Origin of the sequence: Thiocapsa sp. C2-2m (assembly GCF_041903745.1) — a bacterium.
GTDB classification, from domain to species: domain Bacteria; phylum Pseudomonadota; class Gammaproteobacteria; order Chromatiales; family Chromatiaceae; genus Thiocapsa; species Thiocapsa roseilacustris.
In genome coordinates this window covers 14,172-31,482 of the sequence record NZ_JBBWVD010000027.1, presented here as the reverse complement: position 1 = coordinate 31,482, position 17,311 = coordinate 14,172, and the positions used below count along the sequence as shown (strand labels likewise).

Sequence of the window (17,311 nt, the reverse complement as noted above, 5' to 3'; positions counted from 1 at the left end):
GAGAGTCGAATCTGCATGGAAGACTCGATCTCAGAGTTTCTAACAGTCGCGCAGATCAACACCTTGAGCGACGCGCAACGTATGCAGTACCTCAAAGAAAAGTGGTCAATCTCTGTTCCTCTGATCAACGGCATACTTCGCGAACGAAACGAAATCTGGTGGCTGACACCGTTGCATAATAAGTCCGGATCTAGACTTCAATATCCTCTGGCTGACTTAGGCAATGATAAAGAGAAAAATGTCAAAAACATTTACGTTGGACGGGATTTGTCAGGCTTTGAGTCTGGGCAGTATGTTGAGGCTCGATTTCAGCTTGCAGTTCCATTTGAGCGTGAAAAGAATAACAATCCCTTACATCTCTCGATTGACCCGAAATCAATCCGCTCGCTGAAGCATATTCCGCTAGAAGCGATTGCCCACCGTGCCGATGGCAGCGTTGATCTCGACGAAACCTTATACCGCGCTTATTTCGAACAGAATCACCAAGATGTGACGAGCAAGCTTCGGGATATAAAAGAGCAGATCCAAAAGCTTGAAGGTAGAGCTGTAGACTTAAAGGCGTCTAACATCAACGCCGAGAAAGAGTTGGAGAGGAACCGGGAAGAAAGTGCAGCGATTGAGCGACAATTGAGCGAGACAAAGGCTCAACGCGACCTTATACTCGCTGAAATCGAGGCTGACTATCAAGATGAACGTCTACAGCATGAAAACTCACTCAGAAAGATGGAGGAAACTCTAAGGCTAGAGTATGAAGTAGTAGAGGAATTGCACACAAAGGAATTGGCACACCTTCATGAAAAGCTCGGTGAAGCGAGATCGTACAGCGATAAAGAGATGGAACACCTGATGAATCAGATTGAACGACTCCGACAGTACGTACGAACGAAGGCCGACCCCCTACTTCACCTCGACTTTATCACCCAAGCACAGTACGATGAAATCCTTGGAGTTACTGCAAAAGGAGATGAGGAAACAAAAGACTGGCCGAATTTCGAGAGCATCGACGGCGGATATCCAGCTATCATTTCCCATGTTCAGAGCTTCCTCTACTATCAAAGACGAATCGTCTATCCAAGAGCACTCTTAGAGAATTTCTTCGCGCTCCTTTGCACAGGCGATCTCATCATCCTCTCCGGCCTCTCGGGATCCGGCAAGACGCAGCTCGTCAAATCATTTGCGAAGGCGACCGGCAATATCGCTCACATCATCCCGGTCAAGCCTAACTGGACCAGTTCAGAGGATCTTCTCGGCTATTACAACCCACTTCAGCGATCTTACCTGACGACCCAGTTTCTCGACGCCCTGATCGCCGCTCAGCGCGACCCTGATCGACTCCACCTCATCTGTTTGGACGAGATGAACCTTGCGAGAGTCGAATATTATTTTGCCGACTTTCTTTCCGTTCTTGAGGAACGCACGGAAACGCCAACGATCACTCTCTATTCTGCTGAAGAAGCAGGCCATGTCGAGACCGAATTCCGTCTTTTCGTGGATGTTCTTCTGAAAGCAGCAGAAGGCAGAGAGCTGCGCCGTTTCGGCGATTTTCTCGATCATAAAGACATCGTACAGCAGCTCCAAGATCGTCTTGGCATTCAAGATGGCGAGTCGGTTCTCCAGCTTCACTCTCGTCTCAGACGAATGGTAGCTGGGGTGTTGAATGTGCCCCCCATCCTGTCGATTCCTTCAAATATCCGGATCATCGGTGCCGTGAATATTGATGACACAACCCATTATCTTTCCCCAAAGGTTCTGGATCGTGCCCAAGTGCTGCAATTTCAGAGTCCGCTGAATTACTGGGAGTTGGTGGACGAAGAGATCGCTGGAGAGGAAATTCTAGGCACTGGCGTTTGTGTTCCCGCAAGTCAGTTTGGCCGCGGAGAGTATCCTGGATTCAATCCTGGATCACAGGATATTGTCGCATCGACGATGGTACGGTGGGCTACGGACTACCTTGCGCCGATCGGAATTGAGATCGGAGTGCGGGTTATACGCCAGTCATTGCTATATCGTGACCGGTTGAGCGAGGTTACCCAAAGTGAGGATGTCGACCAGATGGCACTCAACCATCTCGTGAGACAAAAGCTGTTGCCCAGATTCTCGTTTGATGGAAAAAGGGCGCCGCAAGGGCGTGAAGGGGACTGCTCAGGGGTCGTCTCCGCCTTCCAAAGAGACATCGCAAGCCTTCCTGATTTCGAGCCTTTCAATGCGAAGCGCGAGCTTGCCGAAATTATTTCCAGGGCGAACCGTAACGACAAGATTTTTAACTACTGGGCCTGATGGAAACTTCTGCGCCGTTTGAGATCCGTATCGTCCAGGTTCACTGGGCATCCTCGGGTAAGCCACTGGATGTGGAAACCGCGTGGTCGCCGACCCTTCTCGTAGAGAACGGGCTTGAAGGTTATACGGCGGATATCACGGCTTATCCGGAGGTGAGTTTTCGGCGTCCAGGACAGATCGGCATTCTGGCTCCCGGACTGACTTCACCGCCGGTGCTCGTGCTTGGCGGGGGGGAATCGGTGCAAGAGTTAAGTCCGGTCAAAGCCTCGGATGGGCGTACCTGGTGGATCGAGCGTGGAAAGTGGAAGAAGTCCGATAACGGTGGATACCACGATTCCAAACTCTGTCGGCATGCAGGTATGGCACATCTCCGAGTCGGATCTGTCGATCTGCGCTTACGCATCTCCATGCCGGGATTCAACGAGCAGGAGTTTGAGACTCTGCTCGGCGAGTTCCGCAATGGACTCTGGCAACTCATTCTTGAACGTGAGAGCCCGGTTACGGTTTCGGCTCGACAGGCCGACGGGGGTGTTAACGATGCATTCCTTGAAGCTGTGCGAGATCACATCCGGCACGCGGAACACGCACTTGCACAGCCACATCTTGAGTTGCGGGAACGGACGGAGCAGCAACCGTTGACCAAGGTGCGCCCAATGATGCGGACGTTTCAGGAACTTGCGCTCCGAGGTGCTCCTAGATGGGTTTCCGGTCGCGGACATGCACCTTCTTATGACACGCCGGAGAATCGACTGCTCCTCGCCATGACGGTTAGGCTCAATCGGTCACTGCGCTCCTTACTCCAGGCGGCAAATGATATGGCGGTCGATTTTGATCGTCGTGCGGGTGCGGCAGAGGCTCACGCAAAGTCGCTGAACGGATGGGTAAAGGTTGTGCCGGAAAAGCTGGAACAGGAACTTGCGGAGCTGCATTTTCGCTCAGGCGCTCTTGAAGTAGCGCGTGATAGCGTATTGTCACGATGCCACCAAGGCGAATGCCTCCATGAAATTAAGTTTAGAGTTAATAAGCGGAACAAACGAGACGAGGATCAAGATCATAAAGACGAACGATATGGAAGATTTGGATTCTGGTCATCCCTCATCTCTGTTGCAGGGCAGCCGCGTGAAAAGCAGGAGCTTCGGCTTGTTTTTGATCGAAAAATAATGGATTTAGTCAAGTGCGTTTTCATCGCACATGAAATTTATACTGTTAGGGGTCGTTTTTCGAAGCAACGCGATGGTGAGAATTCACAAGGGATATGGGTAATTGCGAATGTTGAAAAGCTGTGTTCGATCGAATCAAGTCTAGAAGATAAGATTGCTGCTGAGATTAATCGTCTTACAGATGAAAAGCAGCGGCTTGAAGGAAGCGATTATTGGCACAGACTTTCATCTTCTGCAGTCCGCGATCAGGAGAAGGACCGGCAAGCACATCAGTCGCAAGCACAGCGCTTTCGCACGGAAAGTGCGCACTGGCAAGCCACATCTGAAGCGCTGAAACCGCTGCTAACGCAAACGAATAAGGTGATCGAGAGAGCCAAGAGCCTTCGTATCTCCACTGGACAGAATCTCGCGGTTTCTGGATCAATGACCTATGTTCAGAATCCAGACTATCGCGGTGCACTCGCCGCTTTTCGGATCGCGCTGGATGCAGCCAATCTCGATGTCTCGAAAATTGATCAGCTTTTCCGTCTAGATGAAATCGGGATCCTCGACATGCCGAGGGTGTATGAGCGATGGTGCTTTCTAAAGCTTGTCCGAATCCTTCGTGAACATTATGGCTTTGTACCTACAGGAGCGTATCAGGAAGATTTATTTAAGGGGCTTGCCGATCACGATTACTGGAATCAGAAGAGATCGAATGAACCGATCCGGATATTTTTCGAGGGTCCACATCTCAATCGCGATGTCTTATTAGAATATGAACCGCTCTTGCCAACTGGTAAACGCCCGGATTTCGTGGTCACAGTTCTTGCTCGGCGTCAGGAGTCAACAAGGACGGAGCCAACCGACGCAGCCTTCAATATCGGGGCATTGAATTCTCACGTTACTGATCGAATATATCACGATTCCGAACATTTTAATCAAGACGCGCAAGATCCAGGTCCGTTTGATCCAGCGTGGTTCGGGTATGAAGTGTCCAATTCCTCACTATCTGATGAGGTCTCTAGCGATACCCATCCAATAGATCAGATGAAGTTGATCCTTGATGCAAAATGCAAGCGGTTTGCACCGATTGCTTCGAATCGGGAAGGGATGAAACTGGACAGCGAACTGGAAGAGCTAATTGTAAGACGTCACTACGATGAGGAAGGCGCTAACCGGGTTTTTGTTCTTCATCCTGGTTATGATGCAGAGTCAGCGAATGAGTCGGGCGGATTCTGCCGATACGGCGGGGGTCATTTCACATCAGATCCCGATAACCGACCAGAATGGGATCAGGCTCCTCCGGATCACCGGCATGGGGCGGTACTCCTCAGGCCAGGCGTCATCGATCCGCTGATCAGGCTCATTACGATGCATCTCTACCTGAACTGGGAATATACTGCTGATGACTATGCGGAAAAGCCACCACGTTATCAGCCGTTCTGTCCCGCGTGTGGGGAGGCATCCACGACAGAAACGCCTCCTCCCGGCAAACCGTTATCATTGAAGCGAGGTATGGCAAGGGCGTTATGGTGCGCGAATTTACAATGCAGTCATCTAATCGTCCGTAATCATTGTTGGAACTGCGGAACCCATCTTTGGAAGCTCGGTGGTTATTGGACGTTCCACGAAACACGCGCCCTCAATCCATATGACATCAAGTGCCCACATTGCGGGGAGTACCTGATTATTCCAGAGCAAGAATTAGAATCGGAAGCAGGGTCGGAAGCAAATGATTCATACTTTGTTTATTGACGAGTCAGGCGATTTTGAACAAGACCCGCGTTGGATCGTCAGCGGTGTCCTGTGCGAAGGCAAACCTTCGAGTGCTGAGAAGCGGCTGAAAGATGCGCTCGATCCCTTGCCACGCCAGTTTCGACTGTCGTCGCGTGCGGATTTGCACCTGACGGAGTTGCGGACGCGCCTCGGTCATCAGTTGGCGACGCAGGTAGCGAAAGCGGTTTTCACGGCTGCCGGGAAGACCGGATGCGTGACGGCGATGCTCGTGGTGGAGAACCGACGTCGACGTGGATTGCGGGAAAGCGAACGAACCTATCGGCTCATGCTCCTCGATTTGCTCGCGTTGGCTGACTCCGCATTGCCCGAGGCATGGGGAAGTCGGCAGCTTGAGGTGATCGTTGCTCGCCGGCAAAAGCAGGGTGAGTTGATGTCGACGCGCGATGAATTGCTGTCTGATGTCGTGGAAAGAATTGAAGACGCGGTTGAAGCCGGTCTCGCGGCTCGCGGACTGCTTGAACGACTGGATGCGCGGCATGTTCGCATCTGGCCGGCTGCTGAGTCCGCAGGGCTCGTGCTGGCCGATTTTGCCGCGAATCTTTCGTACAACCGGCATCAACACGAGAGCGGCGCGTTGTACGGTATGCTTGAGCGAGATGGACGGCTGAGCTTGTTCGAAGGCTTCGGCGGCTATGCCGAGCGGCGCGCAAGGATCGCCGAGCGAGACGGCGACTTAGCGACTGCACTCGCTCGATGGTGCGTGCTCGACCGAGAGTACGTGACGAAGGATTCTCAAGATGCCGCGCTTCTTCGGCTCTGGACGCGCATCATGGTTCGCGGTTCGACCGGTCCCATGGCAACCCTGGAAGCCGCGCTGGAGCGGCTGTGGCGCCAACACCAGGATCCTGCAACCCTGCCGATCTTGGCAGGTGCGCTTGATCGGCTAGAGAAAACGCTCCCGGAAGGGCAAGGGTCTTCTCAACTGCTCTTCCGACTCAGGAACTTGATGCATCTCGTTGCCAACCAGATTGGCGACATCGCGACCGCGGATCGAATCATTGCGAGCCAAGGCGTCCTAGCCGAAGCGATTGCCACAGATCCTAACCACTTTCATCTGGTCCTGGACATGCAATTGCTTCAAACAGTGACAGAGGAGCTGCGCTTGAACTTCGTAGAGGCCATACGACTGGCGCGTTCCCATTGCGATCTCGTGGAACAGTACCGCGCGGTTTGGGAACTACTCGCCGGACACGCGGGAGGTGTGGGGTTCACGCGCTCAAGGGTGTGGTGCAAGGCCCAGATGACATTGATCCGGACCCTACTGCTAGCAGGCGGAGCGAACAATCTCCGAGAAGCTGACGATTTGCTTGAAACCTTCCCGGACCAAGATGTAAGCAGCAGCGACCTAGCCAGGCTCGGCAATTATCGGGTTTGGGCTGATGTACGTTGCCGTCGGCTGGAGTCCGCCCTCGGTCACGCGCGTGCGATACTTGATTGTGATGCCGGTATTTTTGCGACTCAGTTTGCTGCAAGAGCAGCGGCCGATAGCGTGATCGAGGGACATCAAGGACTCATCGGCGAAGCGCGGGCGATGTTGCGTCCACTTCGCGAGCGCTCGGCTAAGTGTTCCGGTCACCCCGGCGATCTCGTCTGGCGCGATATGGGCGTGCTTGAGTGGCATGTTGGCTCCGGTAAGAAGGCCGCCCTGGAATGTATGGAGCGGAGTCTGAAAATCACCGGGGCCTTACCCCTCAGCCCGGCTAACGCCTGGATCCGCCATGTGACCGAGGTACATCTCGCCGAGCTTCGTGGGGGTGAAGTTGGCACGGATGTTCTTCCAGAGGCTGCGGTGCCGTTCCAGCAAGATGCACGAGCATTGGCAAAAGAAATTGGACCGTTGCGCGCTTATCGCGCAGTCAGCCCCTACTGAAAAAACCAGATCGCGCATTTCATTTCATCTGGTAGCGAATTTGATTGCTCAGCGCGCAGTCGGCTCTGGAATGGGTAGGTATCGGTCGGGAATGACAGCTTTGGGGCGGTCCACTATCGCGCTAGAAAATGCCCAGCCGTCTGCTCCCCGCCTCAGGAGGAGTCGGCCACATCGACCGTTGATGCTGAACTGAGCCAGCCAGAGGGCCGTCTGCGAGCAACCGCAATGCGGACAAAACGGTCTCTCGGGTCCAGCGCGGACTTAGGTCTGGCAACCTGTAGACGGTCCAGTAAAGCAGAAGAATGCCAGAAAACGGGGGTGCGTAGCTTAGAACTTCCGGACATAATACCGTCAGTGACAGCAGACTGATCCTCGCTTCAACAATAAAAAGCGAGACCGTTCTACGGTCTCGCGTAACACCTACTATCGCGTCAACGCCGAAACAACATCCAACGCCACGGCAGCCACAGCAAACTCGTCAGAATCAAGATACCGTACAGAAGACCCCGCGGCAGATGAATCAACAGACGGGCAATCTTCTGCACAACCTCACCTTTGTGAGCAATCTTCGTACCGCGAGACGAATACTTGACGAATCGAGTCGGTCCCACGCGATCGAGCAGTCGCAGCCCCTTCGGACCATAGGTTGTCGCCAGCCGAACCCCTTCGGCAGACTGTGCACTTGGTGCACGTCGTGCACTGATCAGAAAGGTCTCGCCGCCCAAGCGAAACAAGGTACGGGTCGCATCTCCGAAGGTTTCGCTGACCTGAGCGAACCGATGCAGTGATTCGGCGTTCCGGGTGCCACTCAACAAGCTGAGACCTCCCCGAATCGCTGTCAAGCGCCGGACGTTCTCCAGAATCTGCGCAACCGACTCGATACTGCCGGTTTGACGAACCGTTTTGGCACTGGAGATCAGAGTTTCCCTTAACCAGCTCGGTAGCTGACCCAAACGATGCGCCTGTTTGAGCGTTGTGACCGAAGATTTTAACATGCTGCTGGCAACAACCGTCGGTGCCGCCGTTCCTCCCGTTCCGACCGTCGCAACCGTACTTGCCAGTGAACTCGCCGTTGCAACCAGGCCGATCGTCGACAGCGCAACGATCACCTCGTCGACGGAATCTCCACGCACCCAATGTCCACTCTGAATCATCAGATCGCGAATGTCGCCAATCACCAAAAGATCCGACACGATTCCTGTCACCTGACCAAGGGTTTCGTCGCTGGTGCCTTCCAGTAAGCCCTCCTTTACCTTTTCCGCCGAGTACGCCAGAGTCGACCGAATCGCTGTAATATCAGTGTTGAGTGCAATCGCATCCGGATTGTTTCGCACATACTCATAGTCGAGAAAGAACTCCAGATACTCGGCCGCTTCGGCATAACGACCTTCCGTCATCAGAGCTTTTGTCTCGGGTACCGGATCGATGCGGATCAAGGCCAGTAGAGACAATTGCGCATGTTGCCAAAGGATCAATCCAATCAGTAGACTCAACAATAGAGACAACCAACGCAGAGATGTGATCATCGCGTTTCCCCTTTTATCACCGGAAAAAGAAAGCGTTCATGTCGAACGCCTTTGGAATAAGCCGCCGTTCAAACGGTGGTATCTGAGTTAGACCAAGCCCCGCTCGGCCAAGCTGACGATGTTGCCGTCTCCGACAATCATGTGATCCAGCACACGCACATCGATCAGACTGAGTGCCTCGCGAAGACGTTGAGTAATACGAAGATCGGCTTGAGAGGGTTCGGCGTTTCCTGAAGGATGGTTATGCGCAAAGATCACGGCAGCGGTATTGGTCGTGAGAACCTTGCGAACCACTTCACGCGGATGCACACTGGAACCGTCGATGGTGCCTCGAAAGAGTTCTTCGTATCGAATGACACGGTGACGATTGTCCAGATACATCACGGCGAAGACTTCATAGGGCAGACCGTAGAGATGCAGCTTGAGATAATCGCGTGTGGCTTCCGGACTATTCATGGCCGTACCGCGAACGCGATAGGTCCGCTCAAGGCATGAAATCGCCTTTGCGATCAGGATTTGTTCGTCGGGGGATAAATCAGCACGTCGCAGTGCTTGGGGTTCCAACGGAATCGAGCGAGGAATGCGTTTCATCGGGTACCTCTGTGATTGAACGGCGAATGGTATGTAGAGTTATATCTACATATTCGCAGCTCGAAACCACAGAGGGATGGTGAGATAAATTCGTGGAATTGCAGGGCTTAGTTAGAACGCAGATTGGTATATTTTTTGGGCAAAAAATAAACCCGCCTAAGCGGGTATTGGATGACGGGTATCAGATGGTAGGGAGAAGACTTTATTGACTTCTCGACGCTGTCGGCTGCATTGCTGCAACGACTGCAAGCGGCTCGCGTGACAGTCACGCAGACACTCAAGCCAGCCACGACAACCGACCGGAGCCGGGTTCTCGCGAGCGTCTAGCGCGCTGATACTAATCTCTGGCGAGAGTGGGTTTAGAAAGCCACCCTGCGCGCCGTGGTGTGTGTCGAGGTGGATAGCGCATCGACAAGTCATAGAAAGGCGCGGAAACTGATAAGCTGGCCTACAGTGGCATGTAGGCCAGCTCTTCACTCTACCCAATTGTTCTGCTTAATTTTTCGACGCTAGCCTGTTCACGGCTCGGTGTTCGGATCGGGCACTAGGCCCCGAGCGTGCAACGCACGTAACAGGTTCAGGTCCCGCAAAAACAAAAAGCCAAATCACTGCCCCGCGCGCACGAGCCGAACGTATTCCGTGTCGTACTTATAGTTGTAGGCGACGCTGCCATGGCCGAAATAGACGACCCACGCGTAGCCCGAACCGTAGGCACTCGGCGACGAAGACCAGAATGGGCCAGGCGTATTGGGAAAGGCCCAGGATACGATCGCCGGGGACGAAGAGATTTGGCACACTATGGAATCGTCGCGCATATTGATCGTGACCGGGCTTCCGCTCGAGCAATAGACCAACGTACGGAGTTCGGCGATGGTCGGGAGCCGGAAGCCGAATGTGTCCTCGGCACCAAACTGGGCAACGGCCGCGTACCAGTCAAACGCGGTGGCAGCACCGGTGCATGTCTGCGAGCCCGCATTCCAGCTCTGCCCGACGCTGCAGCGCTGCCATTCCAAACCCGTGCCGAGATCCTTGATCCACTCGGCGTTGGTGCCCGTCGGCTGATAGCGCCACAGGTTTCGATCCACGTCGGGGTCGATCGCGGGCGCCGGACCACCCCGCACCGGCCAGACCCTGTAAGACGTACTCTTGGCGCGGGCGATGATCCCGTTGTCGCGCTTCGCGGTCATCGCCAGGGTCGCATCCGCCCCGTTCGTCGTGGCCGACCAATAGATCGCGTTGTCCTCCGCGGGGACGACAGCGCGACTCAACCGCCATTCCTCCGCCGTCGGCAACCGCCAGTCGCCCGGCAAGGATTGATCGGTCAAACCACAGGCGCCATCACCCAGCGTTGCTGCATCCGCATTGCCTAACGCCCAGCTCGTCGAGGAGAAGCACGACGGATCGGCAAGCCAAATCAGTCCGGTGACGCCATCGGTCAAGGTGCCGTTTTCGCAGTCGACAATGCGGCTGTCGTCACTGAAACAGGGACCAGCGGCATTGCTCCCGGTGCCGGGAATGCCTTGCGGACCTTCCGGACCTTCCGGACCTTCCGGACCCGCTGGACCGGTCGGACCCATTACACCCGCTGGGCCTTGCGCACCCGCGTCCCCCTTCGGGCCTACCGGACCTTGCGATCCGCTGGCACCTGCCACTCCCTGAATTCCCTGTTCGCCTTTAGGTCCGGTGTCACCCGCGTCCCCCTTCGGTCCTTGCGGTCCTACCTCTCCCTGAATTCCCCGCTCGCCTTGCTGGCCCGTCGCGTTCCAGGTGATTGTTGTCTCTAACCTTGTGCAGCGTTGACTACGCGAGGGATCAATCAGCCGAATCGTCTGCAAGACGTTTGAATAACATGCCGTGTAAAGCCCGTCTACGTCCGGAATTGCGGCTTGTGCTGCAACGAAGGGCAGGCCCGCGAACGATAAGGCCATCACCGCCGCGAAATACACGGACCATGAAGAAGATTTGATGCTCATTGCGGATGGTCCCCCGTCGTATTGACGATGCATAAAAGAACCGTTGACAAAACACGGTTACCGCTTGACGCACATCAGGCTTGTTCGCCCCGGCCTTCCGACCAGGTATAACAACAGCCGCTCCCATGATGTCGGTCAGGTGCCAGTATGCCGATGGCCCCACGCAACCGGCTCTTGAGATCGGATCATCGAATCGCGCGATCTTCTGGGGCATTGGGGCTGGCGCCGCGGATCAGCCCATCCCCGTAACCAGGCATGCTAAGAGTGGGTAACAAAAAAGCCGAACCCCCGCACGATATTCCATCGCACCAGGCAGTTCGGCTTGGTCTGTTGTCATGTCAATCATTCTCACCGTGGCGTGTGCCAGGATACGAGCAAATATTGCATAGTAATCTGCGCAAGCAGTCGAGACAGAGCTATCGAGATCAGAACAGATTGGTCACCGTCTCGCATCAACACGAATCCGCCACGGATGGAGTATCGAGGAAATTGCACTGTACACAAACGGCGCAATCTCCAAGTCGCGCATCTCCAATTTCGAAGCCGGTCTTCGACGTCCGGATATCGAGATTGCCGAAATTCTTGCCACGGCCTTCGGTGATGTCTCGGCGGCATGGTTGTTGACGTTGGAGAACGGACCGAACTCGACAACGGAAGAACCGAACGGCGAGCCGACCAGGCTCGGCGGATATGGTTCGGTATGGGGTTTTTCTCAGAAAACTTCGGTTGTTTCGCTCCAGATCGAAACTGAAGTATTGCATTGTCACAAACCGCCGTTCTGATCTCGAAATTGAGTGTCTGAAGCAAGGTTTCCTGTTTGACGTGAACAACGCACATCCAGACGGGGGAAAACAACGGCGGCTTCTTGGGTCCGCAACGCCATTCATTCATTTACTGCAACAACTGCATCGGACCTTATGGCGTGTTTCTGGCCTCGATCAAAGGGCGCAACCTTCGTGCTGGTTCGAGTTGCGGTAGACCACCCGCCCGGCACGACCGGGGACAATCAGATCGGCGTAGGTTGACGTGTCCGAGTGGGTTCGATTTGGGTCCTATAAGTCGCTCCGTCGACTCCCACCCCCAAGGCTAGCCCAACAGGGTTGACCGTTACGGCATAACGCGCCATAAGGTCCGTTATGACATAACGACCGAAGAGCCCACATGCCGCTGACTAACGCCGAACGACAACGCCTCTACCGCCAGCGAACGGCGTCTCAATTAACCCGGTTGAATGTTCCCTTGAACGCACAAGCGGCCACCGCTTTGGAGCAGATCGTCAGACAGACCGGCAAGACGAAACGTGCCGTTGTCGAGACGGTTCTGATCGCGGCCAGCCCCAACGAAGCACCACCCGACGAGACCTTATCGTTACCGCATAACGAACTGAACGGCAACCCCGGCAATCTTGAGCACCAGCGCCTGTTCACTATCCCAGAGCCGTTATACAGTAACGAGACCGCGTTGACCGTGCCGACACTCCCGGAGCAAACAATCGTCACCGGCGATCGGGAGATCGACGCTTGCTTATGGTTATGTGAAGTCTGTCGTACCGCACGAAACCCGCATGTACTTGACCTTGTTCTGGAAGCTGCTGAGCGGATCACCACGCCTTCGGAAGAGATTGAACGGCGCTACCGTGAATGGCTGCAATACCAACCTAACATGGACCCCTTAGTAATGGCCTTCGCAACGTTCGACATGGCGAACATCGAAGTCAAGGTGAAGAAAGCGCGCGAGCGAATTAACAATTACAATGAATATGCCGCTATTTTCGGATCGTACCCGGAGGCCATGATGCCGACACCGGCGGAACAGATGGTCATGCACACGATCGGCGCACTACCCGATGGCGACCCTTGGCGCTTGAAACAGGATACACGCAAGGAACTGTTCACCCGCTCGGTCAACCCAACTACACTCTCGGAAGTCGCTGCTGAGCTTCGCTACTGGAGCTGGCTGAATCAAGTACGCGACATCATGCGGAGAACCGAACAGCCAGGCACGTTCGGACCTGAGGATTCTGAGGAGATCTACGTGCGGCGAGTTTGGGTAGAAGGACTGCTGCGTGAATTGCAACCTCAGAACGCCTCTGAAGCCCTGCACATCATCGACGAAGTGAAAAGTGGACTGATCGACAACAATTCAATCGATGATGCGGCGTTACATGCAGAAGTCTTCGAACACCTGCTGCGCAGTGTTTTGACGACTTGACCGTTATGCCGTAACGCACCTGAACCTACAGCCCGGAAGGAAACCTGAGCTTGGTCGAAACCCTCGCGTAACGTGACTTACAAGGATCCCATCTTATCTAGCCACACAGTATCCACTGCTGCCGTCGCTGCGATAACCACTCGGGCAATTACTTCCTGATTTGGGAACCACTCTTGGTGCTGGATTTGATGATGATGCTTGTGTGCAGTATCCGCTGGAGCCGTCCGTTCGATATCCGGTCGGACAGTTATTGGTGAGCTTCTCCACCACCAGCGGTGCAGGCCGAGACGATGACGCGGGCGTGCAATAGCCGCTGGAGCCGTCAGTGCGGTATCCACTCGGGCAAGTATCGGCCAGCTTGGGCACTGAAGTGGCAAACGCCACGGGAACAACAACTGCCAAACAGACGGCGATCAACAACCTTGTCATACTGATATCTCCAGTACATCGTCTCGACCAAATATCAGGCTTGAGAGTCCGGTTCTGATCAGGAGATTCCGGCTCCGTCAAATTCATCGGGGAAGATCAAAAGTGCCAGCTCCTAAACACGGAACAGGCTGCCGATCTCCGATAACGCAGTTATTCCAAGTGCCCAGCTTCGCCGCCCGCAAACCACCTGGGACACCGGACGCTGGCTTGCTCACCGCGCCGATCGCGGCAATGGCCCAAATCGTCGTTGTAGTCAGACTCGACCAGGTTTAGGCAAGCAGTTCCCTATGGGCAACGTTGCTGGAGCTGTCGCGTGTGCCTCGGAGCACTTTTTCAAGGATATCCAGATCTGCACGTTACCCTTGAAGGTGAATAGGTGCAGTTCTGGTTCACTTGCAAAGCATAGGGCCTGGTTCTCCGAGCCGACTTGACAAATCTCAGAACGGAACGTCGTCGTCGATGTGTGGCGACGTTGGTTTGCGGTTCTGCGCAGAGACCTGCGTTCTTGAATCGCTCGGGCGCTCGGAATCGTCGGATGGTCGCCCGTCAAGCATCTGCAGTTCGTTGCCCTGGATCTCAGTCGTGTACCGATCCTGTCCCGATTGATCCGTCCATTTCCGGGTCGTGAGTTTGCCCTCGATGTAGACCGTTGAGCCCTTGCGAAGATACTGACCGGCAATCTCTGCAAGTCGACGCCAAAGAACGACACGGTGCCATTCTGTCTTATCAACAGGTTCGCCTGTCTGCTTGTCCTTCCATTTCTCGCTGGTCGCCACGCTCAACGTCGTAACGGATTCGCCGCTTGATGTGACGCGGACCTCAGGGTCCGCCCCGAGGTTTCCGACCAAGATTACCTTGTTGATTCCGCTCATATTCCGTTCTCTATTCAAGGAACCATCAAACGTGCGGTTCCACATCACCGCGGGACTTGTACTCTCGAAACATTGAAAATTCTCATCTCATTTATAAGAAGATTATGTCGTTCTTTGATTTCTGACCGCCAGCTACTCTTTCGAGTATTACTACGCTCTAGGCCAACAGCATCTGTCTCTCTTCGCTGGTCATATCACCTTGGGCTCCATGACTCAAGTATTGGATAGACGACCTGAGAAGTCGCTGAGTAACAAGTATCACCCCGTAACCAAAGGTCTCCGAACCTTGCCCAATGACATCTGTTTCGACCGGTAGGCAGCGTTGACGGATTTCTAACTGCTAACCTTCCATAAGCATCTCCTGCACCTGCAAGTAACACGATCGAACGGAGAAGTTCGGAATTACTATAAGTCCCGTCCACTTCACTCTCACGGCACCGTTTCCATCGAGCGTCAAATTACGGCTGGCCTGCTGATCTGGTTATGACATCGTCTTGCGTCGTTAATAACCCGTTCAGATCCAGTGTCAAAAACCGATCGAGATCCTGACGTAACTCGTCACTGGCACCGGTTCGCAGCGAACGCGCGAACGCATGAATGACTTGAGTATCGCGACGGTCGAGTCGTGTCGGTTGCCCGGAAACGGCGGACTGTAATGGATCACGTAATTGCCACAGTACATTCAGCGCCTGGAAACGCAGTTGTGAATCTTCGCGCAATTGTCGCGTCACTTCTGCACCGTGCGTGTAGTACATGCGAATCAGATCAGATCCGATCGGCGTATTTCGCAACACATCATCACGGACGCGATCCAGTAGTGTTAACCACAATGGTCGTTCCAGCCGACCCGTCAACGTCGTTTCGGCGGGGCAAATGGGTTCTCCCCCTGCCGTTGTCGCGCTCGCCTCGTTGGAGTATCCGGAATAACCGGCGCCGTTGAAAGCTGATATGCGATAATGATAGGTTGTTTCAGCGATCAGGCCCGTGTTGACATAGCTCGTCGAGGACGCGGGAACGTCGACGAGCTTAGTCCAGGCACCGGTGTCGAGCTTACGCTCAATCCGGTAGCCTAGTTCGTTATTGGCATTGTCTGCCCAACTGAGACTGATTTGGGATTGAGATACAGCCGCTGCAATAAGACCTGATGGCGGATTCGGCAGGTCCGTTTCCGGCCCGAAATCGAGAACCTCAATGGGCTGAAGCCGTGATATGTTCGTACCGTCGCCAAGTTGACCGGCACCATTGTAACCCCAAGCCCAAAGACTGCCATCGGATTTCAGTGCCAGAGTGTAATTGTAACCGGCGGCCATGGCTGATACCTCGGTCATAATCTGCACGGGACGCAATCGCTGCGTTATCGTACCGTCGCCGAGTTGGCCATAACTGTTGGTGCCCCACGCCCAAAGTGAGCCATCGATTTTCAACGCTAGGGTAAAGCTATCGCCCGCATCAATCGCAACAACGTCGTTCATGATCTGCACCGGGCTCCAGCTTTCCGTCGTCGTACCGTCGCCGAGTTGGCCGAAAAAATTATTACCCCACGCCCAGAGACTGCCGTCAGTTCTCAGCGCCAGACTATGGTTAGAGCCAGCCGCAGCGTCTATCACGTTGGTCATTACCTGAAGTGGGCTTGAGCGACTCATTGTTGTTCCATCGCCAAGTTGGCCACAAGAATTGAGGCCCCAAGCCCAAAGCGAGCGATCGGTTTTCGCGGCTAGGGTATGGAACTTACCAGCCCCTACTGCCACCACATTGGTCAACACCTGCACAGGATTCGATCGAGCGTTATACGTTCCGTCACCGATTTGACCAAACCCGTTGTCGCCCCATAGCCAGAGGCTGCGAGTTGTTGAGAGTGCCCGCGATCCCCACTGCGCGGCCCATATCGCTGCGACACCACTCATCACCTGCACCTTAGTCAACTGATCCGTGAAAGTACCATCACCAAGTTGACCCGCATTGTTTCGACCCCAAGTCCAAACGCTACCATTACTCTTCAGCGCTATGGTGTGGTCCTGGCCTGCGGCTGCGGCGGCTACGTCAGCGAGGACAGGGGCAGGACGCCAACGATTCGTCGTTGTCCCGTCGCCGAGTTGGCCGCTCCCGTTGCCGCCCCAAGTCCAGAGGCTACCATCGGTCTTGATGGCCAAGCTGTGCACCCAGGCACCCGAGATTCGCTGCATCGCCCCAGAGGTGCTCGTCGGTGCTACCGAAGCAACCGATGGATCCGTCAATAGCGCATCGAGCCCAGCGGCGTCGACCCTAAGCAACAGGCTTGGTGAGCCCGTCTGACGCTGGACATCCTGATAAGACTCAAGCGGCATCGCAAACAAAACATCGTTCGTGATCTGATCGATGACGTCGGCTCGACCGGTAGTGTCGTCGGAGGATCTTACTTCGACGCGGACATGGATCCAGTCGTCGTTGGCGACCCGCTCGCGGAGCACCGCAGCGGCATGAGTCGACGTGCTTGAGGAGATTGGTTGCGTCGCTCCAAGTAGCTCAATGGCGTGGCTGGAACCGAAGGAAAGACTCAGGCACAAGGTTACGCCGAGCGGGAACACCCAAGCTCGACCGATGCGCGATAGAAGGGTTTTCGATCTCGACATAGGAGAATCTCCTT

General features: G+C 54.6%; 10 protein-coding genes. 5 read left to right on the top strand and 5 right to left on the bottom strand.

Features of this window, described 5'->3' with window-relative positions; genetic code table 11:
- The first annotated feature begins 15 nt into the window (after window positions 1-15).
- From AADX97_RS19635 to AADX97_RS19625, 3 genes are read left to right on the top strand one after another with little or no spacing between them, the layout of a single operon-like run.
- On the top strand, window positions 16-2,277 hold the full coding sequence (locus AADX97_RS19635) for an McrB family protein (protein ID WP_374235757.1): 2,262 nt from the start codon (window positions 16-18) through the stop codon (window positions 2,275-2,277).
- A complete protein-coding gene (locus AADX97_RS19630) occupies window positions 2,277-5,174 on the top strand; it encodes a hypothetical protein (RefSeq protein ID WP_374235758.1) in 2,898 nt (965 codons plus the stop codon). Before AADX97_RS19635 ends, AADX97_RS19630 begins: the two co-directional genes overlap by 1 nt.
- Window positions 5,152-7,086 carry a hypothetical protein gene (locus AADX97_RS19625; RefSeq protein WP_374235760.1) on the top strand — a complete coding sequence of 645 codons (1,935 nt, stop codon included), beginning with the start codon at window positions 5,152-5,154 and terminating at the stop codon, window positions 7,084-7,086. Before AADX97_RS19630 ends, AADX97_RS19625 begins: the two co-directional genes overlap by 23 nt.
- Before the next feature lie 431 nt (window positions 7,087-7,517).
- On the opposite strand, the gene AADX97_RS19620 is transcribed toward AADX97_RS19625, so the two are convergent.
- The 3 genes from AADX97_RS19620 to AADX97_RS19610 form a co-directional block, all read right to left on the bottom strand.
- Window positions 7,518-8,612 (bottom strand): hypothetical protein, encoded by a 1,095-nt coding sequence (locus tag AADX97_RS19620; RefSeq protein WP_374235761.1) that lies wholly within the window; start codon window positions 8,610-8,612, stop codon window positions 7,518-7,520.
- 87 nt (window positions 8,613-8,699) lie between these two features.
- Window positions 8,700-9,203 carry a DNA repair protein RadC gene (gene radC / locus AADX97_RS19615; RefSeq protein ID WP_374235762.1) on the bottom strand — a complete coding sequence of 168 codons (504 nt, stop codon included), beginning with the start codon at window positions 9,201-9,203 and terminating at the stop codon, window positions 8,700-8,702.
- A gap of 605 nt (window positions 9,204-9,808) precedes the next feature.
- Window positions 9,809-11,176, bottom strand: a complete 1,368-nt coding sequence (locus tag AADX97_RS19610; protein ID WP_374239317.1) for a DUF1566 domain-containing protein — start codon at window positions 11,174-11,176, stop codon at window positions 9,809-9,811.
- A gap of 434 nt (window positions 11,177-11,610) precedes the next feature.
- Between AADX97_RS19610 and AADX97_RS19605 the strand changes: the two genes are divergently transcribed.
- Together AADX97_RS19605 and AADX97_RS19600 are read left to right on the top strand one after the other, a co-directional pair.
- On the top strand, window positions 11,611-11,958 hold the full coding sequence (locus AADX97_RS19605) for a helix-turn-helix domain-containing protein (protein ID WP_374235786.1): 348 nt from the start codon (window positions 11,611-11,613) through the stop codon (window positions 11,956-11,958).
- A 379-nt stretch (window positions 11,959-12,337) separates the two neighbouring features.
- Window positions 12,338-13,387, top strand: a complete 1,050-nt coding sequence (locus AADX97_RS19600; RefSeq protein ID WP_374235764.1) for a hypothetical protein — start codon at window positions 12,338-12,340, stop codon at window positions 13,385-13,387.
- Window positions 13,388-14,253: 866 nt separating this feature from the next.
- Here the strand turns inward: AADX97_RS19600 and ssb are convergent.
- Window positions 14,254-14,688: a single-stranded DNA-binding protein gene (gene ssb / locus AADX97_RS19595; RefSeq protein ID WP_374235765.1), complete on the bottom strand. Its 435-nt coding sequence runs from the start codon at window positions 14,686-14,688 to the stop codon at window positions 14,254-14,256.
- Between the two features lie 458 nt (window positions 14,689-15,146).
- The gene (locus AADX97_RS19590; protein ID WP_374235766.1) at window positions 15,147-17,297 is read right to left on the bottom strand and encodes a fibronectin type III domain-containing protein; all 2,151 of its coding nucleotides are present in this window, start codon (window positions 17,295-17,297) and stop codon (window positions 15,147-15,149) included.
- Window positions 17,298-17,311 lie beyond the last annotated feature (14 nt).